The 25173-nt window shown below is 66.9% G+C and carries 28 protein-coding genes; 17 read left to right on the top strand and 11 right to left on the bottom strand.

Annotated features, from left to right (window positions below; all coding sequences use genetic code 11):
- Nucleotides 1-144 precede the first annotated feature (144 nt).
- Nucleotides 145-1581 carry a cardiolipin synthase gene (gene cls, locus DRW48_RS01715; RefSeq protein WP_241963333.1) on the bottom strand — a complete coding sequence of 479 codons (1437 nt, stop codon included), beginning with the start codon at nt 1579-1581 and terminating at the stop codon, nt 145-147.
- Between the two features lie 89 nt (nt 1582-1670).
- Here cls and accD point away from each other — a divergent pair, with 89 nt between their 5' ends.
- Nucleotides 1671-2630, top strand: coding sequence for an acetyl-CoA carboxylase, carboxyltransferase subunit beta (gene accD, locus DRW48_RS01710; RefSeq protein WP_114074901.1), 960 nt, complete (start codon nt 1671-1673; stop codon nt 2628-2630).
- A gap of 98 nt (nt 2631-2728) precedes the next feature.
- Nucleotides 2729-3964: a bifunctional folylpolyglutamate synthase/dihydrofolate synthase gene (locus DRW48_RS01705; protein ID WP_114074900.1), complete on the top strand. Its 1236-nt coding sequence runs from the start codon at nt 2729-2731 to the stop codon at nt 3962-3964.
- A gap of 15 nt (nt 3965-3979) precedes the next feature.
- Here the strand turns inward: DRW48_RS01705 and DRW48_RS01700 are convergent, their stop codons facing one another.
- The gene (locus DRW48_RS01700; RefSeq protein WP_114077284.1) at nt 3980-5176 is read right to left on the bottom strand and encodes an MFS transporter; all 1197 of its coding nucleotides are present in this window, start codon (nt 5174-5176) and stop codon (nt 3980-3982) included.
- 137 nt (nt 5177-5313) lie between these two features.
- On the bottom strand, nt 5314-6108 hold the full coding sequence (locus tag DRW48_RS01695; protein ID WP_114074899.1) for an oxepin-CoA hydrolase, alternative type: 795 nt from the start codon (nt 6106-6108) through the stop codon (nt 5314-5316).
- Between the two features lie 160 nt (nt 6109-6268).
- On the opposite strand from DRW48_RS01695, the gene DRW48_RS01690 reads away from it, so the two are divergent.
- Together DRW48_RS01690 and DRW48_RS01680 are read left to right on the top strand one after the other, a co-directional pair.
- Entirely contained in the window at nt 6269-7744 is a 1476-nt protein-coding gene (locus DRW48_RS01690) for a L,D-transpeptidase family protein (protein WP_241963332.1), read from the top strand.
- Nucleotides 7745-7917: 173 nt separating this feature from the next.
- Nucleotides 7918-8610 (top strand): extensin-like domain-containing protein, encoded by a 693-nt coding sequence (locus DRW48_RS01680; RefSeq protein WP_241963331.1) that lies wholly within the window; start codon nt 7918-7920, stop codon nt 8608-8610.
- Between the two features lie 49 nt (nt 8611-8659).
- Here the strand turns inward: DRW48_RS01680 and DRW48_RS01675 are convergent, their stop codons facing one another.
- From DRW48_RS01675 to DRW48_RS01665, 3 genes are all read right to left on the bottom strand, one after another.
- Complete coding sequence (locus DRW48_RS01675) at nt 8660-9607, bottom strand: YsnF/AvaK domain-containing protein (protein WP_199286139.1); 948 nt, start codon at nt 9605-9607, stop codon at nt 8660-8662.
- A gap of 47 nt (nt 9608-9654) precedes the next feature.
- Nucleotides 9655-10128, bottom strand: coding sequence for a YsnF/AvaK domain-containing protein (locus tag DRW48_RS01670; RefSeq protein WP_199286138.1), 474 nt, complete (start codon nt 10126-10128; stop codon nt 9655-9657).
- A 94-nt stretch (nt 10129-10222) separates the two neighbouring features.
- Complete coding sequence (locus tag DRW48_RS01665; protein ID WP_114077282.1) at nt 10223-11536, bottom strand: FliI/YscN family ATPase; 1314 nt, start codon at nt 11534-11536, stop codon at nt 10223-10225.
- 110 nt (nt 11537-11646) lie between these two features.
- On the opposite strand from DRW48_RS01665, the gene DRW48_RS01660 reads away from it, so the two are divergent.
- Genes DRW48_RS01660 through DRW48_RS01615 form a run of 10 tightly spaced genes read left to right on the top strand, consistent with a single transcriptional unit; the run spans nt 11647 to nt 17579 of the window.
- Nucleotides 11647-12030 (top strand): FlgB family protein, encoded by a 384-nt coding sequence (locus DRW48_RS01660; protein WP_114074896.1) that lies wholly within the window; start codon nt 11647-11649, stop codon nt 12028-12030.
- A 5-nt stretch (nt 12031-12035) separates the two neighbouring features.
- Nucleotides 12036-12425 (top strand): flagellar basal body rod protein FlgC, encoded by a 390-nt coding sequence (gene flgC, locus DRW48_RS01655; protein WP_114074895.1) that lies wholly within the window; start codon nt 12036-12038, stop codon nt 12423-12425.
- Nucleotides 12426-12438: 13 nt separating this feature from the next.
- Nucleotides 12439-12744: a flagellar hook-basal body complex protein FliE gene (gene fliE, locus DRW48_RS01650; RefSeq protein WP_114077281.1), complete on the top strand. Its 306-nt coding sequence runs from the start codon at nt 12439-12441 to the stop codon at nt 12742-12744.
- An 11-nt stretch (nt 12745-12755) separates the two neighbouring features.
- On the top strand, nt 12756-13022 hold the full coding sequence (locus DRW48_RS01645; protein ID WP_114074894.1) for a flagellar biosynthetic protein FliQ: 267 nt from the start codon (nt 12756-12758) through the stop codon (nt 13020-13022).
- A 3-nt stretch (nt 13023-13025) separates the two neighbouring features.
- Entirely contained in the window at nt 13026-13748 is a 723-nt protein-coding gene (locus tag DRW48_RS01640; RefSeq protein ID WP_114074893.1) for a flagellar hook-basal body complex protein, read from the top strand.
- A 58-nt stretch (nt 13749-13806) separates the two neighbouring features.
- On the top strand, nt 13807-14592 hold the full coding sequence (gene flgG, locus DRW48_RS01635; RefSeq protein WP_114074892.1) for a flagellar basal-body rod protein FlgG: 786 nt from the start codon (nt 13807-13809) through the stop codon (nt 14590-14592).
- Nucleotides 14592-15020, top strand: coding sequence for a flagellar basal body P-ring formation chaperone FlgA (gene flgA, locus DRW48_RS01630; RefSeq protein ID WP_114074891.1), 429 nt, complete (start codon nt 14592-14594; stop codon nt 15018-15020). The genes flgG and flgA overlap by 1 nt, the downstream gene beginning before the upstream one ends.
- 8 nt (nt 15021-15028) lie before the next feature.
- Entirely contained in the window at nt 15029-15775 is a 747-nt protein-coding gene (gene flgH / locus DRW48_RS01625; RefSeq protein ID WP_241963330.1) for a flagellar basal body L-ring protein FlgH, read from the top strand.
- Between the two features lie 4 nt (nt 15776-15779).
- Entirely contained in the window at nt 15780-16334 is a 555-nt protein-coding gene (locus DRW48_RS01620) for a hypothetical protein (RefSeq protein ID WP_114074889.1), read from the top strand.
- 18 nt (nt 16335-16352) lie between these two features.
- The gene (locus DRW48_RS01615) at nt 16353-17579 is read left to right on the top strand and encodes a glycosyltransferase (RefSeq protein WP_114074888.1); all 1227 of its coding nucleotides are present in this window, start codon (nt 16353-16355) and stop codon (nt 17577-17579) included.
- 4 nt (nt 17580-17583) lie between these two features.
- Here DRW48_RS01615 and DRW48_RS01610 read toward each other — a convergent pair whose 3' ends face one another.
- Both DRW48_RS01610 and DRW48_RS01605 read right to left on the bottom strand, forming a co-directional pair.
- Entirely contained in the window at nt 17584-18582 is a 999-nt protein-coding gene (locus DRW48_RS01610; protein WP_241963329.1) for an NAD(P)H-quinone oxidoreductase, read from the bottom strand.
- Complete coding sequence (locus DRW48_RS01605) at nt 18579-19235, bottom strand: COQ9 family protein (protein ID WP_114074887.1); 657 nt, start codon at nt 19233-19235, stop codon at nt 18579-18581. The genes DRW48_RS01610 and DRW48_RS01605 overlap by 4 nt, the downstream gene beginning before the upstream one ends.
- 96 nt (nt 19236-19331) lie before the next feature.
- Between DRW48_RS01605 and rpsU the strand changes: the two genes are divergently transcribed.
- The gene (gene rpsU, locus DRW48_RS01600) at nt 19332-19538 is read left to right on the top strand and encodes a 30S ribosomal protein S21 (RefSeq protein WP_011748553.1); all 207 of its coding nucleotides are present in this window, start codon (nt 19332-19334) and stop codon (nt 19536-19538) included.
- Nucleotides 19539-19729: 191 nt separating this feature from the next.
- Here rpsU and DRW48_RS01595 read toward each other — a convergent pair whose 3' ends face one another.
- Together DRW48_RS01595 and DRW48_RS01590 are read right to left on the bottom strand one after the other, a co-directional pair.
- Nucleotides 19730-21145, bottom strand: coding sequence for a calcium-binding protein (locus DRW48_RS01595; RefSeq protein WP_114074886.1), 1416 nt, complete (start codon nt 21143-21145; stop codon nt 19730-19732).
- Nucleotides 21142-22227: a calcium-binding protein gene (locus tag DRW48_RS01590; protein ID WP_114074885.1), complete on the bottom strand. Its 1086-nt coding sequence runs from the start codon at nt 22225-22227 to the stop codon at nt 21142-21144. The genes DRW48_RS01595 and DRW48_RS01590 overlap by 4 nt, the downstream gene beginning before the upstream one ends.
- Before the next feature lie 524 nt (nt 22228-22751).
- Between DRW48_RS01590 and ald the strand changes: the two genes are divergently transcribed.
- On the top strand, nt 22752-23870 hold the full coding sequence (gene ald / locus DRW48_RS01585; protein WP_114074884.1) for an alanine dehydrogenase: 1119 nt from the start codon (nt 22752-22754) through the stop codon (nt 23868-23870).
- A gap of 37 nt (nt 23871-23907) precedes the next feature.
- Here ald and mscL read toward each other — a convergent pair whose 3' ends face one another.
- A complete protein-coding gene (mscL, locus tag DRW48_RS01580; RefSeq protein WP_114077279.1) occupies nt 23908-24375 on the bottom strand; it encodes a large conductance mechanosensitive channel protein MscL in 468 nt (155 codons plus the stop codon).
- An 85-nt stretch (nt 24376-24460) separates the two neighbouring features.
- Between mscL and DRW48_RS01575 the strand changes: the two genes are divergently transcribed.
- Entirely contained in the window at nt 24461-25159 is a 699-nt protein-coding gene (locus DRW48_RS01575; protein WP_114077278.1) for a glutathione S-transferase N-terminal domain-containing protein, read from the top strand.
- The last annotated feature ends 14 nt before the right edge of the window (nt 25160-25173 follow it).

Raw genomic sequence — 25173 nt, 5'->3', positions numbered from 1 at the left:
CGCTGCAGGGTGGCGTGCTGACTGAAACAGGGGCGTCGCACCCAGCGAAGTGATTGACAAGTCAGCCAGTTCGCCCGACGCATGTCGATTTTTCTGCCCAACCTGTTTGGCCCTTCCGGTCGGCAAGTTGACCCCGCTCCCACCTCAAAGCAGGGGCGCTGCGACGGCGGCCAGGTTATTGCGGATGCGGCGCAGGCGGCTCCAAGCCTCGACCTCGCGCAGGGTCAGGCGGCGGGCGCGGGCGACGTAGCTGGCCTGCCGCTCGTCCAGTTCGGCGGTGAAATCATCATCAACCACCAGCAGGTTGACCTCGTAATTCAGGTCAAAGCTGCGGCGATCCAGGTTGGCCGAGCCGATCAGCGCCATCTGCCCGTCGACGGTGATGATCTTGGCATGCAGCAGGCCGCCGCGAAACAGGGTGATCCGCACGCCGGCACGCAGTAAGGCGCGAAAATATCCCTCGCTCGCCGCCGCCACGGTCAGGCTGTCGTTGCGCTCGGGCAAGACCAGGGTGACGTGCACCCCGCGCCGCGCGGCCGAGCGGATCGCGGCATCGACCGCCTCATCGGGGACATAATAGGGCGTCGTTATGGTCAGGCGCCGGCGCGCCGCATAGATCAGCGTCGCCATGCAATCGGGCAGCGATGCGCCGTTCTGATCGGGCCCCGTGGCCATGACCTGCGCGATCTGACCGGGGTCCGCCACCGCCGGAACCATTTCCAGCATCGCGCCCAGGTCCTCGCCGGTATAGCTCATCCAGTCTTGCAGAAAGACCCCTTGCAGTTCGCGCACGGCCGGACCTTCGATCCTGATCAGGATGTCGATCCAGGGCGCGTAGCGGGGTTTGATCGCAAAGGCCGTGTCCGAGCAGTTACGGCTGCCGGTAAAGGCGATGCGGTTGTCGATCACCACGATCTTGCGGTGATTGCGCAGATCCAGTCGCTGGACCAGTGCGCGCAGCACCGGATTGCCCCAAGGAAAGGCACGCACGCATTCGGCCCCGGACGCGCGCATCCGCTCCCAGAGTTCGGACCGGGCAAGAAGGCGCGAGCCGAGGGCGTCGATCACCACCCTGACCGTCAGGCCGCGGGCGCGGGCGCGGATCACGGCTTCGGCCACCTTGGCGCCGCTGGTATCTGGCAACCAGATGTAGAACAGCAGATGCACGCTGCTGTGCGCGGCATCGATCGCCCCTACCAGATGGTCGATGGCCGCGTCGCTCTCCTCCAGCAGGGTCAGGCGGTTGCCGGACACCGGCAGCATTCCCCCGGTGGCGCGGCAGGCTGCGATGACCTGCTGGGCGTAATCGGGCGGCGCGGTCACCACATCAGGCGAGGGTTTCCAGACGCCGGTCAGCGCGGCCCGCACATCGGCCATGCGCTGCTTGTCGGCGCGGCGCATGCGCACCTCGCCGAACAGCAGATAGGCGACGATGCCGATCAGGGGCACCGCCTCGATCACCAGGATCCAGGCCAGCCGGGCCGAGGGCGAAATGCGCGGGCGCAGCAGCACGCGGGCCGAGATCAGCAGCGCGGCGCCCAGATGGAAAACGGCAACGGTCAGACCCCACATGCCGGCCATCAAACCGGGCCGGCGCGCGGGGCGCAATTGCAATCGCGGTGCGGCCGGCCTATTTCAGGCGCGACCCTGCGGCTGGCCCAAGGCGCCCGATGAACTGGATTACCAATTACGTTCGCCCCCGGATCAACTCGCTGTTCTCACGGCGCGAGGTGCCCGAGAACCTGTGGACCAAGTGCCCCGAATGCGGGACCATGCTGTTCCACCGTGAATTGGCCGAGAACCTGCAGGTCTGCACCAATTGTGGTCACCACCTGCCCATCTCGCCCCGCGCGCGCTTTACCGCCCTGTTCGACGGCGGCGCCTTCAACGAGATCCGCGTGCCCGAGCCGGTCACCGATCCGCTGGGCTTTCGCGACCAGAAAAAATATCCCGACCGCCTGAAGGCCGCCCAAAAGGCCACGGGCGAGCGCGAGGCGATGCTGGTGGTCGAGGGCAATGTCGGGCGCACCCCGATCGTTGCCGCAGCCCAGGATTTCAGCTTCATGGCCGGCTCGATGGGGATGGCGGTGGGCAATGCCATCATCGCCGCTGCCCAGACTGCGGTCCGGCTGAAGCGGCCGATGGTTCTGTTCAGCGCCGCAGGCGGGGCACGCATGCAGGAAGGCATTCTCAGCCTGATGCAGATGCCGCGCGCCACGGTCGCGGTGCAGATGCTCAAGGAAGCCGGGCTGCCCTATATCGTCGTGCTGACCCATCCGACCACGGGCGGCGTGACAGCGAGCTATGCCATGCTGGGCGATGTCCAGATCGCCGAGCCGAACGCGCTGATCTGCTTTGCCGGTCCGCGCGTGATCGAACAGACCATCCGTGAAAAGCTGCCCGAGGGCTTTCAGCGCGCCGAATACCTGCTTGAGCATGGGATGCTCGACCGGGTGACCAAGCGCGGTGATCTGCGGGGCGAGTTGATCTCGATCCTGCGGATGCTGATGCGCCAGCCTGCGCCGGTCGTGGCCGACCTGCCCGCACCGGGAACGCCGGTCAGCCCGGTGCACCCCGAGCCGCAGGCCGAGGCGGCCGCCGAGGCACCGCGCACCGCGCAGCCGGCCTGAAGGGCGCGGCCTTGAGCGACGCACCGCTGCTGCCGGGGAAGGTCGGGGCCGGTCCCGCCCCTGATGACAGCGCAAGCGACGTCATCCTCGCTCGGCTAATGTCGCTGCACCCCAAGGTGATCGACCTCAGCCTTGGCAGGATGCAGCTTTTGCTTGAAAAGCTGGGCCACCCGGAGCGGGCGATCCCGCCGGTGATCCACATCGCGGGCACGAACGGCAAGGGCAGCACCCAGGCCATGATTCGCGCCGGGCTGGAGGCTGCGGGCCTGCGCGTGCACGCCTATACCTCGCCTCATCTTGCCCGGTTCCATGAACGTATCCGCATCGCGGGCCACCTGATCCCCGAGCCGGACCTCGCTGCCCTTCTGGAGGAGGTCGAGGCAGCGAATGCCGGCGATCCGATGACCTTTTTCGAGATCACGACCGCCACCGCCTTCCTGGCATTTTCCCGCAACCCCGCGGATTTCACGCTGCTTGAGGTTGGGCTTGGCGGGCGGCTGGATGCCACCAATGTCATCGACACGCCGCGCCTGACGGTCATCACCCCGGTCAGCATCGACCACACACAATATCTGGGCGAGACCCTGCCCGAGATCGCGGGCGAAAAGGCCGGCATCCTCAAGCGCCGGGTCCCTTGCGTCGTCGCCCGGCAGGCGGATGCCGCGCTCGAGGTGATCGAGGCGCGGGCGGCGCGGCTGATGGCCCCGCTCAGCATTGCAGGCCAGCATTGGGCTGCCGCGCGCGAGGGCGATGCGCTGATCTATCAGGACGAGCGCGGGCTGATGGATCTGCCGCGGCCGAGCCTGCCCGGCCCGCACCAGATCGACAATGCCGGCACTGCCATCGCCAGCCTGCGGGCCCTCGGGTTTGGCGCGGCCGAGGCGCGCGCGGCGGTGACCGGGGCCGAATGGCCGGCACGGATGCAACGCCTGACCCACGGCCCGCTGGTCGAAGCTGCGGGCACATGCGAATTGTGGCTGGACGGCGGCCACAATCCGGCGGGCGGCGCGGCGATTGCGGCGACGCTGGCGGCGATGCCGGCGCGGCCCACGCATCTGATCTGCGGGATGCTGAACACCAAGGACGTGACCGGCTACATGCGCCCGCTCGCCGCCGTCGCGAAAAGCCTGACCGCCGTTGCCATCCCCGGCGAGCCCAACACCCTGCCGGCCGAGGCGACCGCTGCTGCCGCTGCCGAAGTTGGGTTGTCCGCCCGAATCGCCGCCGATGTGGCCGAGGCGGTCAGCAGCCTCGCGCAGGCCCATCCCGGTGCGCGGCTGCTGATCTGCGGCTCGCTATACCTCGCCGGGCGGGTGCTGCGCGCCAACGGCTGACGCGGGCAATCCCCCTCAGGCGGGCACGAGGTCCCGCTGGCGCGGCAGAAAGATCGTCAGCAGACCCATGAGCGGCAGGAACGAACAGACTAGATAGACGAACTGGATCCCGCGCGCGTCCGCCAGGACACCCAGCAGCGCCGCCGCGATCCCGCCCATGCCAAAGGCAAATCCGAAGAAGATGCCGGCGATCAGGCCGGTGCGGCCTGGCACCAGCTCTTGCGCGAAAACTACGATGGCAGGGAAGGCCGAGGCGAGGATCACGCCGATGGCGATGGTCAGCAGGGCCGTCGCCTGCAGCCCCACATGCGGCAGCGCCAGCGTGAAGGGCAGCACCCCGAGGATCGAGATCCAGATCACCGTGCGCGGGCCGACCCGGTCGCCCAGCATGCCGCCCAGCATCACGCCCGCCGCCATCGCCCCCAGGAACAGGAACAGCATCAACTGCGACTGCTGTGCGGTCAGCTGGAATTTGTCGATCAGGAAGAACGTGTAATAGCTGGAAAGCGATGCGGTGTAGATGTTCTTGGTAAAGGTCAGCAGCGCCAGGACGATCAGTGCGGTCATGACCTTGCCGCGGGGCAGGGGCGGTGCCTGAACGGTCCGCGCGGCCGCCGCCCGGCGCCGCGTTTCCGCCCACGAACCGACGCGCCACAGCAGCGTCATGCCAATCGCGGCGCCAATGGCGAACACCGAAACCCAAGGCCGCCCGAGCGGCACCACGATGAAAGCCGCGAGCAGCGGTCCCATGGACTGGCCGAAGTTGCCGCCGAGCTGGAACAGCGATTGCGCGGTGCCATAGCGCCCGCCCGAGGCGAGGCGCGCGACGCGGCTCGATTCCGGGTGGAACACGGCGGAGCCGATGCCGATCAGCATCGCGCCGGCAAACAGCACATGATAGCTGGGCGCAAAGGCCAGCATCAGCACCCCGACCAGGCTGCTCGCCATGCCCCAGGGCAGCGAGCGCGGCATCGGGTTGCGGTCGGTATAGCCGCCGATCACTGGCTGCAGCAGCGACGCGGTGACCTGAAACGCAAAGGTCAGCAATCCGATCTGCGCATAGGTCAGGCTGAACTCGGCGCTCAGCAGCGGATAGATCGCCTGCAGCATCGACTGCATGATGTCGTTGAGCATGTGGCAGATGCTGATCGCCACCAGAACGAACCATGCGGTTGCAGCACCGCGGGCTTGAGGGGCGGCAGTAACGGACATCTGGACCTCGCGCGAATATTCCGGCGACGCAAGCCGACCGTGCAGCCAGAAGTCAAGCGCGCCACGCGCATGGGTGGGTTGCAACAGCGTTCAGGGACGCGCGCCACCGCCCCGACGGCGGCGCGCCGAAGGATCGGTCAGCGGCGCAGGCGCGCGAAATCGGGGCTGCGTTTTCCGAGGAAGGCGGCGATCCCCTCCGCGGCCTCGGGTTGGCCGAGGGCGGCGCCCATCGCATCGGCCTCGGCCTCGAACTGCGTGGCGCGCAGGCTGGCTTGCGCCGAGCCGATCAGGCCCTTGATCGCTGCCTGTGCCGCGGCGGGCCCGGTGGCTAGCTGACTTGCCATCAACTCGGCCTCGGCCAAGGCGCTGCCGGGTTCGGTCAGCAGGTTGATCGCGCCCGCGGCAAAGAGGCGCTCTGCGGAGACGGGACGGCCCATCAGGCAGATCTCGGCCACGAGTTGGGGCGGCAGCGCGGCCGACAGCGCGGCGGTTAGGCCGCCATCGGGGACCAGGCCGGCGTTCACATAGGCTGCGGTAAAGCGGGCATCGCGGGCCGCGACCACCAGGTCACAGGCCAATGCCAGCGAGAGGCCCGCCCCGGCCGCGCCGCCCTCGACCGCCGCGATGACCGGGCGGGGGCAGGCGTGGATGGCGCGAATCACGTGATGCAGCGCGTCGATGCGGGCCCGCCGCTCAGCCAGCACCATGTCCTGGGCCTGGACCAGAAAGCCCAGATCGCCGCCGGCGCAGAAAAACCCCTCGGCCCCAGTGATGACCACTGCGCCGATGCGGGGGCTGCTGGCCGCGGTCCGCAGCGCCTCGGTCAGGCCGTCGTAAAAGCCTTGGCTCAGGGCGTTGCGGCGCGCCGGGTTGATGTTGGTCACGACCAACCGGTCACCCTCGTCGCGTATCTCGCAGGTCGCATCGCTCATCTGCCGGCCCTTCCTGTCACGTGTCCTGTTGGCGCTCCGCGCAACCTTGCACAACCCCGTGGGGTGGTGTGATCGGACGTTGCGGCGGGGTGCGACGTTCGGCACGTTAGCGGCAGCATTTCGCTGACCGACGCCTGCCAGAATTCCGAATGGAGACACCATGCCTGCCTGCCAACCGCTATCCCGCCTTGCCCTGCTGATGGCCAGCGCAGCACTCTCCTTCGGCGCCGTAACCCCGGCCGCGGCGCAGGCGCCCGCTTCGGGCAGGCCGGCAACAGCTGGCACGGCGGCCCCGGTGCACCGGGCGCCGATCCCGCGCCCGGCGGCGGCGGCGCTGGCCGCGAGCGTCGCGGCAGCCGGCGACAGCGCCGCAACCCCGGCCGCACCGGCGCGAGTCGTTCAGCCAAACACCCCCTTCCTCGGCAGCGACATCGAGGCCGCGCCCTATACCGGGGGCGATCTGCCCGACGGGCGCTCGCCCATTACCGCCAAGGTGCAGGTGCTGCTGGACCGCGCCGGGATCTCGCCGGGGGTGGTGGACGGCTTCAAAGGCGGCATGAGCACCAGCGCTATCAAGGCGTTCGAGCGCAAGCTGGGCCTGCCGACCGATGGCGTCATGGACCCCGAGGTCTGGGCGCAATTGCAGCAGTTCATGTCCGTCGGCCCGCTGACTCAGACCTACACGATCACGGATGCTGACGCTGCGGACCTGGTCGAAAGCATTCCCACCGACTACGCCGAAAAGGCCAAGATGGAGCGGCTGGGATACACCAGCGTCGCGGAAAAGCTGGGCGAGCGCTTTCACATGGACGACAAGTTCATCGCCTTCCTGAACCCCGGCGTCGATTTGAAGCCGGGCGCCACGATCACGGTCGTCACGCCGGCCAAGCCGATCAAGGCCAAGGTGACGCGGATCATCGTCGACAAGGCAAGCGGCCGGGTTGCCGCCTATGATGCTGGCGGCAAGCTGGTGGTCGATTTTCCGGCGACAGTCGGCTCGACCGACACGCCCTCGCCCTCGGGCAAGCACTTTGTCGAGGGCGTGGCGACGAATCCCAACTACACCTATAACCCCAACGTCAATTTCAAGCAGGGCAAGAACGACAAGGTGCTGACCATTCCGCCGGGGCCGAACGGGCCGGTGGGGTCGGTTTGGATCGATCTCGACAAGCCGACCTACGGCATCCACGGCACCTCGACCCCCTCGCGCCTGTTCCGGAACGAGAGCCATGGATGCGTGCGCCTGACCAACTGGGACGCCGAGGAGCTGTCGCACATGGTCAAGGCCGGAACGACCATGGTCGAGTTCCTCGAGCCGGGGCAGACCATCGCTGACGTGACGGACAAGGTTGTGCCGCCGCCGCCCGCCGCCGCCGCGGCAAATGCGGCTGCGGTGACCGAGCCGGCCACGACCGAGCCGGCCACGACTGCGCCGGCCGCGACAGCCCCGGCGACGGCGGCGCCGGCGCCCTCCACGCCGACGGCGCCGGCTGGGACCCTGGCGCCACCGGCGCCGGCGACGCCGGGTGCCCTGTCCGCCGACCCGCTCGCGGCGGCAATCGATGCGGCCAGCGGAGGCGATGCGCCGGTCCAGCCGGTGCAGCCAACGCCCTCGACGACGGATCCCGCCCGGTGAGGGCCGTTTGCGCGGCGGCGGCGCTGATCCTCGGCGCGGCGTCCGCCGTTGCCCAGGATCGTCCTCCAGCGACCCCTGTCACCGCCGTGCAGCCGCCCCCCGCTAAGCCAGAGAGTCCCGACGCTGCCGATCTGACCGCAACCGAAAATGCGGCCGCCCCGCCGGAGAAACCCGTGCCTGCCGCGAAGAAGACCCCAGGTGCGGACGCCGAGGCCGGCCAGCCCGCCACCAGTCGCCCTGGCTCGGTCGGTCGTCTGATACCGCCCGCCGAACCCGCTGGACCGCCGGCTCACAGCCTGTTGCGCGAGGATGATTTCGCCTATTCCGCGTGCCAACTGGCGCTCGCTGGTCTGGGAACCGTTTATACCGAAGCGCCACCGGTCACCGGCGAGCAGCGTGACTGCGGCATCGACCGGCCATTGCAGGTGACCGAAATCCTTCCCGGCGTCACGCTGGAGGGCGGACCTCTGATGCGCTGCGATACGGCCCGGGCGTTGGCGTGGTGGATGCGCGATTTCGTCCAGCCGGCCGCGCGCCGCCTGCCGGGGGCGCCGCAGGTGACCTCCATGGCCCTCGGCTCGACTTATGAATGCCGAGGAACGGTCGGGGCCACGACCAGCGGTCTGTCAGAACATGCGCTCGGCAACGCCATCGACATCGCCAGCTTTACCTTTGACGACAAGGCCGTGCTGCCGGTCGCGGCGACGGACGAGGGCAGCGCATCGCAAGCCTTTTTGGCGGCCGTGCGCTGGGTGGCCTGCATGGATTTTGCCACGGTCCTTGGGCCGGGCAGCAACGCCGCCCATGCCAACCATCTACACCTCGACGTCAAGAAACGGCGTGGAGGATACCGGGTCTGCGAATGAAAAAGGGCGGCCTTGCAGCCGCCCTTTTCGTCATCCGATCAGAAGCGAATCAGATCTTGTCTTCGTCGCGCAGAACACCACCGCGGAGGCTGTCGTTACGCTCGTCAACGACTTCGACCTCGGTCTTGCGCACCGAATCCCGGACGACCTGGTCGCGGGAACTCTGCTCTTTCTTCAGCGCGATCTCTTCGACCACGCGGGCTTCCTTGTTGACGACGGCTTCCTCGGCGTATTCCCGGGCCTCGACCGACTGATCGCGGAAGTCGGCGTCGGTCGCCGCGCGGTCCACTGGACGACGCTCGATCGAGACATGCTCCTCGCGGAGGTTCACGGTCTCTTCGACCGGGGTTTCCTTGACGTAGGAGCGGACGCGGACGCGGCCCAGTTCCTGCTCGCGCTTGGCAATCGAAAGGCGCTCTTCGACAATGTCGATCTTGCCGTCGCGATTCAGGTCGTCCTCGGCATAGGTGCGATCCGCGGCATAGGTGCGGTCACCGGTCAGGGCGTCGGCAGCGCGGTCAACCGTGCGGCTGGCGACGGTGCCCGGCAGACCTTCGTCACGGGTAGTGGTCGCTGCAGCCATCGAGCCGACCATCGGATCGTTGGTCCAGCCTTCCGAACGCCACTCGGCCTCACGGGCGTCCAGATCGACGGCGCCTTCGTCGTCGAGGATGTCCAGCGCACGCTCGTACTGATCCGGCGGGATGTTGTCGACGGTGACCAGGAAAGCGCCCCGGTTCAGGCCTTCGGCATAGGTGTAGCGGTCCTCATCGGGGAAGAAGAAGTCGCCCAGCTGCTCGAAAAAACCGCGGTCGCGGTTCTCGGCCAGCGTCGGGTCGGTGGCGACCGAGCCGTAGCCCTGGTTTTCCCCGCCGGTCAGGACGGCGTCGGCGATCCCGGCCTCCATCAGCGCGGCGACCGCGCGATCGGCTTCGGCGCGGGTGTCGAACATCGCCGAAAGGCTACGAGTCGAACCATAGTCGGTGGTCATGGACATGAGATATTCCTCGTTTACTGGTTAAACACGGTCGTCTGCGCCGCAGCCTACAAAGGCTCGTCGCGGCTTGCGCCCGAAGGGTCCAGCCGCTCGACCACGGCATGCTGGCGACGCAGAGTCACCGGAAGTTCCACATCTTCGGTGTGGCGCTTGCGGCGAATGTGAATTTCTTCGGTGACGAACAGGCGCTTTTCTACCACCAGCCGTTCTTCAACCACCGGTACAATCGTGACGTCGCCGTCCTCGCGCTGAGCCGGCATCTGATCGACGAACTGGTTGATCGGGTGGTGCGTCACTTCGGCTGTCTCGAACTCGAGCGCCGCGCGCTCGATATGATCCACCGATTCGGTGACGGTCCGCACGCGAACCACACCGGATTCATAGCGCCGCTTGGTGACCAGGGCCCGTTCCTCGACCAGCGTCACCACGTCATCGTCCGTCAGGGACACGTTCTCCGCCAACGTTGCTTCATCAGCGACGCTGCGGCGCGGGTCGTCGGTCGCATCAAGGTCTTTCTGCACCACATACTCCCCGTTGCCTGGCCCGACCTCACGTTGTGGTGCCGGACTGCGGGAAAACGGAAATGCGGCGTGAAGGTTCCCTGTGACGGCGTACTTACGTCCCGCCATGGCCCGTGGGCGGCGCGACGCCGAGAGCAGTTGCAAGGCACGCAAAGCTATCGCTGACACTGGCGGACGACAGCCCGACAAATCTGTCGATGGCCGGGTTCAGTCGCACGGCCTCGTCCAGTTGCGGGTCCGACCCAGGGGCATAGAGGCCGGCGCGGATCATCAGTTCCGATTCGGCATAGGCGCCGAGCATGGCCCGCGCGCGCATGAGAAGGGCGTTTTCCGCTGCGCTCGCGGCCGCCGGCAGCGAGCGCGAGACCGAGCGCAGGACGTCGACGGCTGGAAAGCGACCCCGCTCGGCAATCGCGCGATCCAGCACGACATGCCCGTCCAGAACGCCGCGCAGGATGTCGGCGACCGGCTCGTCCATGTCAGAGCCCGCGACCAGCACGCTGAAGATGCCGGTGATGTCGCCGCTGCCTTCGACGCCGGGGCCGGCGCGTTCGGCGAGCGACATGATCAGATGCGCCGTCGAGGCGGGAAAGCCGCGATAGCTGGGCGCCTCGCCCGCGGCGAGGGCGATTTCGCGGTGCGCCTCGGCGAATCGGGTGATCGAGTCGGCCATGAACAGGACATGCTTGCCTGCATCGCGGAAATGTTCGGCCACCGTCATGGCTGCCCAGGCGCAGCGTCGGCGCAGCAGGGGCGATTGATCCGATGTCGCCGCGACGATCACCGCGCGGGCCATCCCCTCGGGCCCCAGAACCTCCTCGACGAATTCGCGGAGCTCGCGCCCACGCTCGCCGATCAGGGCGATGACCGCGACATCGCATTCCATCCCGCGCGAGAGATTGCCGAGCAGGGTCGACTTTCCCACGCCCGAGCCTGCGAAGAGTCCGATTCGTTGGCCGCGCACGATCGGCAGCAGCGTGTCGAACGCGGCGAGCCCGGTGCGAATCCGCGCGCCCAGGCGGCCCCGCTCAGCCGCCTGGGGCGGGGGGGCGCGAAACGCCCGCGGAACGGCGCCTGCGTTCAGGGGGCGGCCGTCCAAGGGATTGCCAAAGCAGTCCACTACCCGCCCGAGCCACCCGTCGTGCGGCGCAATCTGCGCGCGAGCCCCCAGTTCGGCCAGGGCGCCGATGGCTAGGCCGTCGAGGCTGCCCTCGATCAAGGCGCTCGCACCCTCCGGGCCAAGGCGCACGACCTCGCCCGCGACACCGGTGGCGAACTGCAGCCGGTCGCCGATGGCCGCGCGCGTGCCGATTCCACCGACCGTCACGACGCCCGCGCCGATCGACACGATCCGGCCAAGCCGCTGAACGGGATCGATCGCGGCGATCCGCCGGACGATGGATTGCATCTGGTTCATCCGCCACCTCCGCGGCCAAAGAGTCGGCGCCGCGAAACGATTTCTAAACCATTGCCGGTTAAGACCGGGTTTATCGCAGGGTGTTTGACGGAAAATGCAGAATGCTCGACCGCAGCGGAATGATGCAGATGGCGCGCTCGGCCATGGCCCATGCGGCCGGGCGGCAACTCGAAATCGCGCGCAACGTCGCGAATGCGGACACGCCCGGCTATCGCAGCCGCGACGTCGTGCCGTTTGACCCCGATACGGGCGCGGGCCAACTGGCGCTGCGCCAGACCCGACCCCAACACCTCGGCGAGATCGGCCAGGCGCATCTGCCGCGGACCAGGGATGCGGGCGGCGAGCCGTCGCCCAACGGCAACAGCGTCTCGCTGGAGGATGAGATGGTGCGGGCCGCCGAGGCGCGGCGCGAGCACGAATTGGCCGTCACGGTCTACCAGTCCGGCCTGCGCCTGATGCGCAGCGCCATCAACAAGCGCGGCTGACGGCCATGGCCGATCTGTCGCCCGGCGATATCGCCGCCTCGGGCCTCAAGGCTCAGGCCATTCGGCTGCGCCACGTGGCCGAGAACATCGCCAATGCCGACACCCCCGGCTACCGCCGCAAGATGGTCGCGTTCGAGCCGGGTCGCGATTTCGGCCACGAGACGGGCGGCGTCGTCGCCGGCCGGGTGCAATTGGATCGCACCCCGCTGCCGCGGGTCTTCGATCCGTCCCATCCCATGGCCGATGCACAGGGGTTCTACGACGGGTCGGGCGTCGATCTTGTGGTCGAACTCGCCGACTCCCGCGAGGCGAGCCGCAGCTACGAGGCCAACCTAAAGGTGTTCGAGCAATCGCGCGCGATGAATGGCGCGCTGCTCGACCTACTGCGCCGCTAGAGAGGGAATGGAAATGTTCACACCCATCACTTCGGCCGCCGCATCGGCCTATGACCGGGCGCGCGTGACCATCGCGCCGCAGCCGGGACACAGCGCCGCCGCGGTGACTCCCGCAACCGGACCGCTCACTTCGGGCGATCGGTTCATGCAGGCGCTCGAGGCGGTCGACAGTACCGCCACCGGCGCGCTGAAAGGCAGCGTTGCCGTGCCGCAGCTGGTCCAGACCGTCGCCGAGGCGGAACTGGCGCTCGAGACCGTGGTCGCGATCCGCGACAAGGTTGTCGAGGCCTATCAGGAAATCCTGCGGATGCCGGTCTGAGGAGGCGGGCTATGGACGAAAACATGCTGTTCGACATGGTCCGCCAGTCCCTCTGGGTCGCGGTGCGCATGTCTGCTCCGCTGCTGGCCGTCGCGTTGATCACTGGCGTCGTCATCGGCCTCTTCCAGGCGCTGACCTCGGTCCAGGAAATGACGCTGACCTTCGTGCCCAAGGTCGCGCTGATGTTGGGCGTATTCTGGGTCACCATGAGCTTCATGACCACGACGCTGGCGTCGCTCTTCAGCGACCGCATTCTGCCCTTGGTTGCGGGGGGCTGAGGTATGGACAACGCCATATACGCCACGCTGTCGCGTCAGGCTGGCCTGCTGCGCGAGATGCGCGTGGTGGCCAACAACGTTGCCAACGCCGACACGACCGGCTTTCGCCGCGAGGGCGTGATCTTTGCCGAACATATGAGCGCGCTCGGCCCCGGCCCGGAGGGCGGCACCCTGTCGATGGGCCATGCCCGCGGCCGCATCGCCGACCTGCGCCAGGCTGCCTTGGCCAAGACCGGAGGGCAATACGACCTGGGACTGGAGGGGGACGGGTTTTTCATGGTCGCGACCCCCGACGGTAACCGCCTGACCCGTGCCGGGGCCTTCCAGCCCAATGCCGACGGCCAGCTGGTGAACGGCGACGGCAACCGCCTGCTGGACGATGGCCTGGCGCCGATCACCCTCCCGCCGGGCGTCCGCTCGGTCGCGATCGGCCCGGACGGCACCGTGTCGGCCGATGGCGAGCCCGTCGCGCGGATCGGCGTCTTTGCCGTCGAGGATCCTGCCGCGCTTCAGCACCGGCGCGGCACGCTTTTCGAGGCGAGCACCGCGCCGGTGCCGGCCGAGGGCACGCGCCTCCGCCAAGGCTTTCTCGAGGCATCGAATGTCGATCCGGTGTTCGAGGTCTCGCGCATGGTCGAGGTGCAGCGGAACTACGAGCTGGGCCAGTCCCTGCTGGACCGCGAGGACGAGCGCATCCGCGCCGCCATCACCACGCTGACCCGATGAACCAGACCAATCCCGTGATCGGCGGCAACAACCCCGCCCCGAACCGCAAGGCTGATTGATGAACGCCCTTCAGATTGCCGCGACCGGCATGAGCGCCCAGCAGACCCGCGTGGATGTCATCTCGAACAATCTCGCGAACATGTCGACCACCGGCTACAATGCCCGCCGGGCAGAGTTCGCGGACCTGTTTTACCAGCAGGCCGTGCGTCCCGGCAGCATCGCCGCCAGCGACGGCACGATGGTCCCGGCCGGCGTGCAACTCGGCCTCGGGGTGCGTCCGACGGCGGTCTCGATCCAACCGCAGCAGGGCACGCTGGTGCACAGCCAGGGTGACCTCGACATCGCCATCGATGGAAACGGTTACCTCGAGGTGACGCTGCCCTCTGGCGGGGCGGCCTACACCCGTGACGGCGGTCTGAAACGCTCGGCCGAGGGGCAGATCGTCACCTCGGACGGCTTTCCGGTCGCCCCGGGCGTGACCATCCCCGAGGAGGCGCGCAGCATCTCGATCAATCCGGCGGGCGAGGTGTATGCCTATTTCAACGGCCGCGCCGAGCCCGAGATGCTCGGCCAATTCACGCTGGCCGGCTTTGTGAATGAAAAGGGCCTCGAGGCGATCGGATCGAACCTGTTCCTCGAGACGGGCGCCTCGGGCGCCCCGACCGTGGGGCCCCCCGGGGCCGAAGGTTTGGGCACGCTGCGCCAAGGCTATCTGGAGGAAAGCTCGGTCGATCCGGTGCGCGAGGTGACCGAACTGATCAAGGCCCAGCGTGGATACGAGCTGAACGCCAAGGTTATTACCGCCGCCGACCAGATGCTCAGCGCAACCGTGCAGGTGCGGTGATGCGCGCTGAGATTCTTGCCCTGCTCATGGGGATTGTCGCGCCGGCCGTCAGCCAGGCGGCCAGCCTGACGGCGCTGCGCACTTTGCCAGCCGGAACGGTGATCGCCGAGGACGATCTGGCCCTGTCGCCCGCGGCGGTGGGCGGCATCGAGGATCCCGCTGCGGCGATCGGCCGCCAAGCGCGCACCACCATCTACGAAGGCCGCCCGCTTTTGGCGGCCAACCTGACGAATCCCACGCTGGTCGAGCGCAACGCCCTCGTCACCGTACTTTACACACGCGACGGACTGTCGATCTCGACCGAGGGCCGCGCCCTTGGCCGGGGCGGCGCTGGTGAGACCATTCGCGTGCTGAACATCGCCTCGCGCGTCACGCTGACCGCGACAGTCAACCCCGACGGCACGTTGAGTGTCGTGACCCGCCCATGAGGAGCAGAATGTCCCGCACTCTATGCCTGGCCTATACCGGCCTGCCGCTGATCGCCCTGATGGCGATTGCCGGATGCGAGCGTGCCGCCAACGTCGGCCGCACCCCCGATCTGACCGCCCCCAAGGAGTCGGCCGACTACGCCGCGATGACCAACCCTCCGCTGTTTATCCCGCCGGGTCCCGCGACCCCCGATGCCGGCGCGTCCCTATGGGCGGGTTCGCAAAATTCGCTTGTGCGTGACCGTCGCGCCTCCGCCCGCGGCGATATCGTCACCGTTGTGATCCAGATCGACGACCGGGCCGAGATGCAGAACACCTCAGGCCGCTCGCGCAGCGCCTCCGATAACGTCGGCATCGACGCATTGGCCGGTCTGCCCCAGCGCCTCGACCCGATGTTGCCCGAAGGCGCATCGCTGGCCGACCTGGCCAGCGCGAAAGCGCAGTCCAGCTACAAGGGTAGCGGCAATATTTCGCGTCGCGACAAGCTGACGGTGCGCGTCGCGGCCACCGTCCTTGAGACGCTGCCTAACGGGGTTTTGCGGATTGAAGGCTCGCAAGAGGTGCGGGTGAATTACGAACTGCGCGAGCTGACGGTCGGCGGCTTTGTTCGCCCGCAGGACATCGACCGCCATAACGAGGTTGCCTACGACCGGATCGCCGGGGCGCGAATCTCGTATGGCGGCCGCGGACAGATCACCGACGTCCAGCAGCCGCGGTACGGTCAGCAAGTGGCTGACATCGTTCTGCCATGGTGACGGGGTGATCCGGCGCATTCTGCCCTTGTTGCTGGCGCTGCTGGGCGTCGCCGCCGGCGCGTTCGGGGGCGACGTCCTGCGCGCCAGGACGTCAGCGCCCGTACCGGGCCAACCTGCGGCCGCTGACGACGCGGAGGCCGCCACAGGGGCAGAGGGGGCCGAGACACCGACGTTGTCCGAGGCACCTAGCGCGGATGGCGAAGCTGACAGCCTCGAAAAGACGGGTGCGAAACTCGCCAGCTTCAGCTTTCCCCAGCAATTCTTTGTCCCCCTCGTCCGCGGCGGGACCGTGCAGGGGATGATGATCCTGTCGCTGTCGATCGAGACCGCGGAGGATCAACAGGAGGCCGTGTTCAAGAAGGAGAACCAGCTTCGGGACGCGCTGCTGCGCCAGCTAATGATCCATGCCAACACCGGCGGCTTTGACGGCAACTTCACCGCCGAGGCGCACACGGCCCTGCTGCGCGGCGCCTTGCTGGCGAGCGCGCGAAAAGTTGCCGGTGACGCTGTCCTTCAGGTGCTGATCGGCGATATCACCAAACAGGACGGGCGGACTTAGGGCGGCAACGGACGCGTGATGCGAATTCTCTATGTCTGCCATGATCTGGACTATTGGCGCGCGCACCGCGAGGGCATGGCGCGGATCATGGCCGGGCAGGGGGCCAGCGTTGCGCTGCTCTGCGGCGTCGCGCCGGATGCGCCGCTGCCGGATTCTCCGGCGTCCGTTGCGCGGGCGGCTGCGGGCATCCCGGCCGACCCGGGGCAATCGGGCGAGGCTGTCGCCGCCGGCCCGTCGATCTACGCCGAGCTTGATCTGTTTCCACTCGCGCGGCACAGACTCGAACCGTGGCGCGATCTGCTTTTGGGCCGGCGTGTGCTCGCGGCGGTGCGCCATTTCAGACCGGATGTCATCCATCTCATTACGCTGAAGCCAGCGCTGTTCGGGGGCGGTGCGCTGCGCTTCGCGGGACCAAAAGGCCTCCGGGTAATCGCCACGTTTCCAGGGCTTGGCCGAGTTTTCGCAACTGACCCGCCAGACCGACGCCAGCGGCTTGTGACCTCCGGACTGCGGCACGCTCTGGGTGGCGGCATGACGGTTGCGACCTTCGAAAACCCCGCGGATCGGGCGCGCTTGGTGGCAGCGGGCGTTGTGTCACAGGAGAGATCCGTCGTTATTTCGGGCGCCGGATTCGATCCGGCTGAATTTCCTCCCGCGCCGATGCCTGCTGGGCCGGCCGAGGGCGCGCCGCTGCGGTGCCTCTTCGCTGGACGGCTGCTCCAGGCCAAGGGGGTGGGCGGGGTGCTGGAGGCGGCGCGGCTGCTGAAGGCTGCAGGCGCGCCGGTCCGGATCGGACTGGCAGGTCCCGCAGGCGGTGATCCTGATGCCGTTCCGATGGACGTGATCTCCGCGATGGCGGGCGAGGGGCTGATCGACCATTTCGGCCAAGTTCCCATGGACGGCATGGCCGAGTTGCTCGCCCGCCAGCATGTCCTGCTGCTGCCCACGCGCTACCCTGAGGGCACGCCGCGCATCATTGCCGAGGCGGGGGCAGTCGGGCGGCCGTCGATCGTTTCGGCGCACCCGGGCTGCACTGCCTTTGTGCGGCATGGGCGCGAAGGTATCGTCCTCGATCCTGCCGACGGACGAGCCTTGGCGCAGGCTATTCAGCGGCTGGTCGATCAGCCTGAAACTCTGGAGCGGATGGGGGCGCAGGCGCAGCGTCGCGCGCTGGATGGCGGTTTTACCCTTGCGGCGGTTACGGCACAGTTCCAACGCCTCTACAGCGGTTCGAACTCCGCCTAGGTCGTCAATCCCCGGCGCCAACGCGCAGGGCAATCTTTCCTATGTGCTCCGAACTCTCCATCCTCCGATGGGCCTCGGTCGCCTCGGCCAGAGGGTATTCGCTGTCGATCAGAACCTTGACTGCGCCGCCCTCAATCATGGGCCAGAGGTGCGTGCGCAATGCCGAGGCGATGGCCCCCTTGGCGCGGTCGGATTGGGGTCGCAGGGTCGAGCCGGTGACGGTCAGCCGCTTGCGCATGATGGTCGAGAGGTTGACCTCCGTCTTGATCCCCCGCAGCTGGGCGATCATCACCAGCCGGCCATCCTCCGCCATGGCGGCCAAGTTGCGGGCCATGTAGTCGCCGCCGACCATGTCGAGGATCAAGTCGGCGCCGCCTGCCTCGTTCACCACGGTGACGAAATCGGCCTCGCGATAATTGATAGCCGTCGCGCCGAGCGCCTCGCAGGCGGCGCATTTGGCATCGCTGCCGGCGGTTGCGAAAACGCGGGCCCCCAAGGCTTTCGCGACCTGAATTGCCATCGTTCCGATCCCGGACGAGCCGCCATGGACAAGAAAGACCTCGCCCGCGGTTAACCCGCCGCGCTGGACGACATTCGACCAGACGGTAAAGGCGGTCTCGGGCAGGCAACCCGCGGCCTGCAGGGTCATACCGGCTGGGACGGCCAAGACATGCGCCGCGGGTGCCAGCGCGTATTCGGCATAGCCGCCACCGGGCAGCAGGGCACACACCGCCTCGCCTTGGGCGAGGCCGACGACGCCCGGGCCGATTGCCGCGATATGGCCGGACGCCTCAAGTCCCGGCAGCGGCGAGGCGCCCGGGGGCGGTGCGTAAAGCCCGCGGCGCTGCAGCACGTCGGGGCGGTTCACCCCGGCGTAGGCCACGCGAATCAGCACTTGCCCGTGGCCCGGTACCGGCACGGCGGTGCGAACCGGGCGCAGCTGCTCCGGGCCGCCGGCCTCGGCGATCTCGACCGCGGTCATCTCGTCGGGAACACCGTTCATGGCTTGCCGCCTTCCCGGTGCGGCGCGCGGATCCAGCCGGTCGCCGCCTGGGCCATCGCGGCGACACCGGGCACGCGGCGCACGCGCGCCTTAAGGGTCTCGAACCCCATGACCTCGCCGATTCGTCGGTCCAGAAACTCGCGGGTCGCCGACTGATCGGCCGTCCGATCGCCCAGCCAGTAGAGCACTGTCGCGCCGATCACCGCACCGAGGCTGAGGCGCTTGGTCCACCATGCGACATCGTCCGAGGTGTCGCCGAGCGCGTTCCAGATGACATGCGCCGTCTCGCCCATCAGCCGGGGCCCGAGGGCGAGGTTCGGCGGCAGCGCCATGACCGCCGCACCGGCGCGCACGACCTCGGCGTCGGCCAGCGCCAGCCGACGCATCACCGCCTCGGCAATCCGGTCACGAAAGCGACCCTGCGGCGGCTCGGCCGCGAGGCTGGCGCGCAGTTCCGCATCGCCGCGCCGGTGATAGGCCGCGGCCAGGCCGGCCGCGCCGCCGGGCAGCAGCGCCTCGGCCAGGCGCATCGCGACGCCCAGATCGCGGGCGCCGGCGACCAAGGCCCGATGGTTCATTCCCTCGAACGGGACATGGACCAGCACGGCATCCAGCAGAGTGTCGGCGGAGGGTGCGGATTTGGCGTCGGTCATGGCTGCTTCCTACTGGACAAGCGGGCACGGCTTTGCTAGGCGCCGGGCTTCCTGCAGATCAGATCAACTTTAACCCAGGAAGGTGGTGACAACCACATGCAGGTCAGTGTTCGCGACAACAACGTTGAACAGGCGCTCCGTGCGCTGAAGAAAAAGCTTCAGCGCGAAGGTGTGTTCCGTGAAATGAAGCTCAAGCAGCATTTCGAGAAGCCTTCGGTCAAGAAGGCACGCGAGAAGGCCGAGGCCGTGCGCCGTGCGCGCAAACTCGCGCGCAAGAAGGCCCAGCGCGAAGGCGCGCTGTAAGAAGGTCCTGACGACGTCAGCGAACTTTTCATTCAATAGCCCCGCAGCCCGGCTGCGGGGCTATTTCTCTATCCCGCCCTCCATTCGCGTCGCTATCGAGAGCGACGGCGGTAAGGACGCCCCGGACGGCTGGGCACTCGGCGCGGACCGATCTTACTTAACTATTGGGATAAGAAGCTATAGGAAATCATTCAGCCCCAAAAATTATCGACCGCGATGGTTGCATCGCTGAATTTGAGGAACTCGACATTTGCGAAAGTGTCGGTGCCGTCGCGGCCGATCCCGCCCGCATGGCTGATGACATAGTTCCCGTTGACCAAATTGATCTCGTAATCGGCGCGCGCGCCGGAGAAGATCATGGTGTCCGAGCCGTCGCCGCCGTCGATGATGTCGTTCCCCCCGCCGCCGTTTAGGAGATCGTCACCCGCGCCCCCATTCAGGCGGTCGAGGCCCCGATCTCCGCCCAGGGAATCGTTCCCCTCGTTGCCAAACAGATAGTCGTCACCCCCTCCGCCCCGGAGGGTGTCGTCGCCTTGGCCGTTAAGGTATATGTAATCCGCCTGCGCGCTACCGGTGACCCGGTTATTGTAGGGCGCATCCCAAAAGACATAGCCTCCGGCGCCCGCAAGCCCGCTTAAGTCGAGGTGACGGACAGCGGACATGTCGCCCTGAACCGGCACGTTGGTCTGGACCTGGTTGTTGTCCGTGACAGTGATCGCACCCAAGGAGTAATGAACACTGATCCGGCTGTAGCCATTCGAGACCGACGCTGTCCCCGAAACCGTCAGTACTTGCCCATTCGCTATCGGCTGAAGATTTGTAGGTGTGGAGTCGACCGCGATGGTTGCATCGCTGAATTTGAGGAACTCGACATTTGCGAAAGTGTCGGTGCCGTCGCGGCCGATCCCGCCAGCATGGCTGATGACATAGTTCCCGTTGACCAAATTGATCTCGTAATCGGCACGCGCGCCGGAGAAGATCATGGTGTCCGAGCCGTCGCCGCCGTCGATGATGTCGTTCCCCCCGCCGCCGTTTAGGAGATCGTCACCCGCGCCCCCATTCAGGCGGTCGAGACCCCGATCTCCGCCCAGGGAATCGTTCCCCTCGTTGCCAAACAGATAGTCGTCACCCCCTCCGCCCCGAAGGGTGTCGCCGCCTTGGCCGTTAAGGTATATGTAATCCGCCTGCGCGCTACCGGTGACCCGGTTATTGTAGGGCGCATCCCAAAAGACATAGCCTCCGGCGCCCGCAAGCCCGCTTAAGTCGAGGTGACGGACAGCGGACATGTCGCCCTGAACCGGCACGTTGGTCTGGACCTGGTTGTTGTCCGTGACAGTGATCGCACCCAAGGAGTAATGAACACTGATCCGGCTGTAGCCATTCGAGACCGACGCTGTCCCCGAAACCGTCAGTACTTGCCCATTCGCTATCGGCTGAAGATTTGTAGGTGTGGAGTCGACCGCGATGGTTGCATCGCTGAATTTGAGGAACTCGACATTTGCGAAAGTGTCGGTGCCGTCGCGGCCGATCCCGCCCGCATGGCTGATGACATAGTTCCCGTTGACCAAATTGATCTCGTAATCGGCGCGCGCGCCGGAGAAGATCATGGTGTCCGAGCCGTCGCCGCCGTCGATGATGTCGTTCCCCCGCCGCCGTTTAGGAGATCGTCACCCGCGCCCCCATTCAGGCGGTCGAGGCCCCGATCTCCGCCCAGGGAATCGTTCCCCTCGTTGCCAAACAGATAGTCGTCACCCCCTCCGCCCCGGAGGGTGTCGTCGCCTTGGCCGTTAAGGTATATGTAATCCGCCTGCGCGCTACCGGTGACCCGGTTATTGTAGGGCGCATCCCAAAAGACATAGCCTCCGGCGCCCGCAAGCCCGCTTAAGTCGAGGTGACGGACAGCGGACATGTCGCCCTGAACCGGCACGTTGGTCTGGACCTGGTTGTTGTCCGTGACAGTGATCGCACCCAAGGAGTAATGAACACTGATCCGGCTGTAGCCATTCGAGACCGACGCTGTCCCCGAAACCGTCAGTACTTGCCCATTCGCTATCGGCTGAAGATTTGTAGGTGTGGAGTCGACCGCGATGGTTGCATCGCTGAATTTGAGGAACTCGACATTTGCGAAAGTGTCGGTGCCGTCGCGGCCGATCCCGCCCGCATGGCTGATGACATAGTTCCCGTTGACCAAATTGATCTCGTAATCGGCGCGCGCGCCGGAGAAGATCATGGTGTCCGAGCCGTCGCCGCCGTCGATGATGTCGTTCCCCCCGCCGCCGTTTAGGAGATCGTCACCCGCGCCCCCATTCAGGCGGTCGAGGCCCCGATCTCCGCCCAGGGAATCGTTCCCCTCGTTGCCAAACAGATAGTCGTCACCCCCTCCGCCCCGGAGGGTGTCGTCGCCTTGGCCGTTAAGGTATATGTAATCCGCCTGCGCGCTACCGGTGACCCGGTTATTGTAGGGCGCATCCCAAAAGACATAGCCTCCGGCGCCCGCAAGCCCGCTTAAGTCGAGGTGACGGACAGCGGACATGTCGCCCTGAACCGGCACGTTGGTCTGGACCTGGTTGTTGTCCGTGACAGTGATCGCACCCAAGGAGTAATGAACACTGATCCGGCTGTAGCCATTCGAGACCGACGCTGTCCCCGAAACCGTCAGTACTTGCCCATTCGCTATCGGCTGAATCATCCCTACCCCCTCATGCAGATCCAGACTCTCCCTAGAGGATTAGTTCAATAACTCAAGGGGGTAGTTTCCAATGGGGCCCCCCATGGTTAACGGATCACGGCGGTCTACAACCAAGCTCAACGGCGGCCCCCATTCTGCAGGTTCCGCGAGAAGATTAACGACCGAGCGTGACTCAACCAGGGTCGCGCGGCGGCGCGCTATTGAGAGCAACCTGATCCCCGTCTGTCTGAGGACGTAGGATACCGGCCGTCTGCTCTAGGGCGAGCGCGCACGCTGCCTCGCGAACCGCAAAGAAGGCCGTCACTTAGCATCATCAAAAGCTGTGGCGTCATCGCGCAAGGCCGAAATGGAGCCATGGACATTGGTAGCTTTGCAGTCGGTCAGATGACCCTTTCCCTCGCGTGACAAACGCAACTTCGAGGAAGCATTTTCCGCGGCCAGGCGATCCAACGACAGCGCCGGGCGAGACATCGCGGCCGCCTTGCGCCAAGCTGCCCACACAGACAAATCAACGGGGAATCAACATGAAGATCGGATGCCCGACGGAGATCAAACCACAGGAGTTCCGCGTCGGCCTGACGCCGGCCGCGGCGCGCGAGGCCGTCAGTCACGGCCATGACGTCGTGATCCAGGCCGGCGCGGGCCTTGGTTCAGGCTTTAGTGACGACGACTATATCGCGGCAGGCGCCGCGATCCTGCCCGACGCGGCCAGCGTTTTTGCCGCCGCCGACCTGGTCGTGAAGGTGAAGGAGCCGCAGGCGACCGAGCGTCACCTTCTGCGCCCGGGGCAGGTGCTGTTCACCTATCTGCATCTCGCCCCCGATCCCGATCAGACACGCGACCTGCTCGCCTCGGGCGCGACCGCCATCGCCTACGAGACGGTCACCGACCGCATGGGCGGCCTGCCGCTGCTGGCCCCAATGTCCGAGGTCGCGGGACGCCTGGCCCCGCAGGTCGGGGCCTGGACGCTGCAAAAGGCCAATGGCGGACGCGGGGTCCTGCTCGGCGGCGTTCCGGGCGTGCGCCCGGCACGGGTCGTGATCGTCGGCGGCGGGGTCGTCGGCACCGCGGCGGCGCGGGTTGCGGTCGGCATGGGCGCGAACGTTACCGTCCTCGACCGCTCTATCCCGCGGCTCAGCTATCTTGATGATGTCTTCATGGGCACGCTGACCACCCAGTATTCCAGCGAAGCCGCGATTGCCGAACTGCTGCCGACCGCCGATCTGGTCATCGGCGCGGTGCTGATCCCGGGTGCAGCCGCACCCAAGCTGGTGACCCGCGCGCAGCTGTCGACGATGATGCCCGGCTCGGCCCTCGTGGACGTCGCCATCGATCAGGGCGGCTGCTTCGAGACCTCGCATGCGACCACTCACCAGGATCCGATCTACGAGGTCGACGGGGTGATGCATTACTGCGTGGGCAACATGCCGGGCGCCGTGGCGCGGACCTCGACACAGGCGCTCGGGAACGCGACGCTGCCGTTCGTGCTGCAACTGGCCGACAAGGGCTGGCGCGAGGCGCTGCTCGCCAACCCGCACCTGCGGGCCGGGCTGGCGATCGATCAGGGGCGTCTGACCTCGCCGCCGGTGGGCGAGGCGCTGGGGCTGGAAAGTCTGACCCCCGAGGCCGCGCTGGGCCTCTGACAAAGTAGGCCCGGGGTCTGGACCCCGCGCACATCCCTCAGGCGAGGCGGTCGGGGATCGGCGTTCCGACCGTGGCGCGACGTTCGGCCAGCAGGTCGCGGATCTGGGCCAGCAGTTCCTCCTGGGTCGGACCCGCGGCGACCTCGGCCACCTCCTTCTTGCGGATGGCGGTTTCCTTGATCCGGTTCACGGCCTTGACCAGCAGGAAGACGACAAAGGCGATGATCAGGAAGTTGATGATGGCCGACAGGAACGCGCCGTAGGCAAAGACCGAGGCGCCGGCATCGCGCGCCTGCTGCAGGGTCGCGCCCTCGGGGACGGTGCCCTTGAGGACGGCGTAATAGCCGCTGAAATCGGTGCCGCCGGTGATCAGGCCGATCAGGGGGTTGATCAGGTCACCGACCAGCGAGGTGACGATGGCCGTGAAGGCGGCGCCGATGATGATGCCCACGGCCATGTCCATGACATTGCCCCGGGCGATGAATTCCTTGAATTCCTGGATCATGTGTCCCTCGGTGTTTCGGCGCGGGTTGTTCCCGCCCGGGCGCGAGCATACCTCATTTCGAGCAATCGCCACAGTGGAACGCAAGATGCAGATCACCGATTTTCCGATCACGCGGCGTTGGCCGCCCCGCCACCCTGAACGGCTGCAGTATTACGGGCTGCCGACGCCCAACGGCGTCAAGGTTTCGGTCATGCTCGAAGAGCTGGGCCTGCCCTATGAGACGCACCACATCGACATCGGCGAGGCCGCCGACCAGATGACGCCCGAGTTCCTGAGCCTCAGCCCCAACAACAAGATCCCCGCGATCCTCGATCCAGACGGACCGGGCGGGAAGCCATTGGGCTTGTTCGAATCAGGCGCGATCCTGATCTATCTTGGCGACAAGACCGGCCGCTTCCTGCCGAAGGACGGTGCAGAACGCTACCACACCCTGCAATGGCTGATGTTCCAGATGGGCGGCGTCGGGCCGATGTTCGGCCAGGTCGGCTATTTCCACCGCTACAAGGGCAAGGAGATCGAGGACCCGCGCCCGCGAGAGCGCTACTTTGCCGAGGCGAACCGCCTGCTGGGCGTCCTCGACCGGCAACTCGAGGGACGCGACTGGATCACGGGCGAATATTCGATCGCGGATATCGCGACCGCCCCTTGGGTTCGGAACCTGCGCGGCAATTACAACGCCGCAGCCGAGACCGGCCTCGATAACTTCGCCAATGTCGGCCGCTGGGTCACGGCCTGGGAGGCCCGGCCGGCGGTGCAAAAGGGCCTGACCGTAGGCGCTGCCTGACAGTCAGACCTTGG

Source organism: Paracoccus suum, from assembly GCF_003324675.1.
Taxonomy (GTDB): Bacteria; Pseudomonadota; Alphaproteobacteria; order Rhodobacterales; family Rhodobacteraceae; genus Paracoccus; species Paracoccus suum.
The sequence above is the reverse complement of the archived record's forward strand: the minus strand, read 5'-3'. Positions and strand labels throughout refer to the sequence as shown.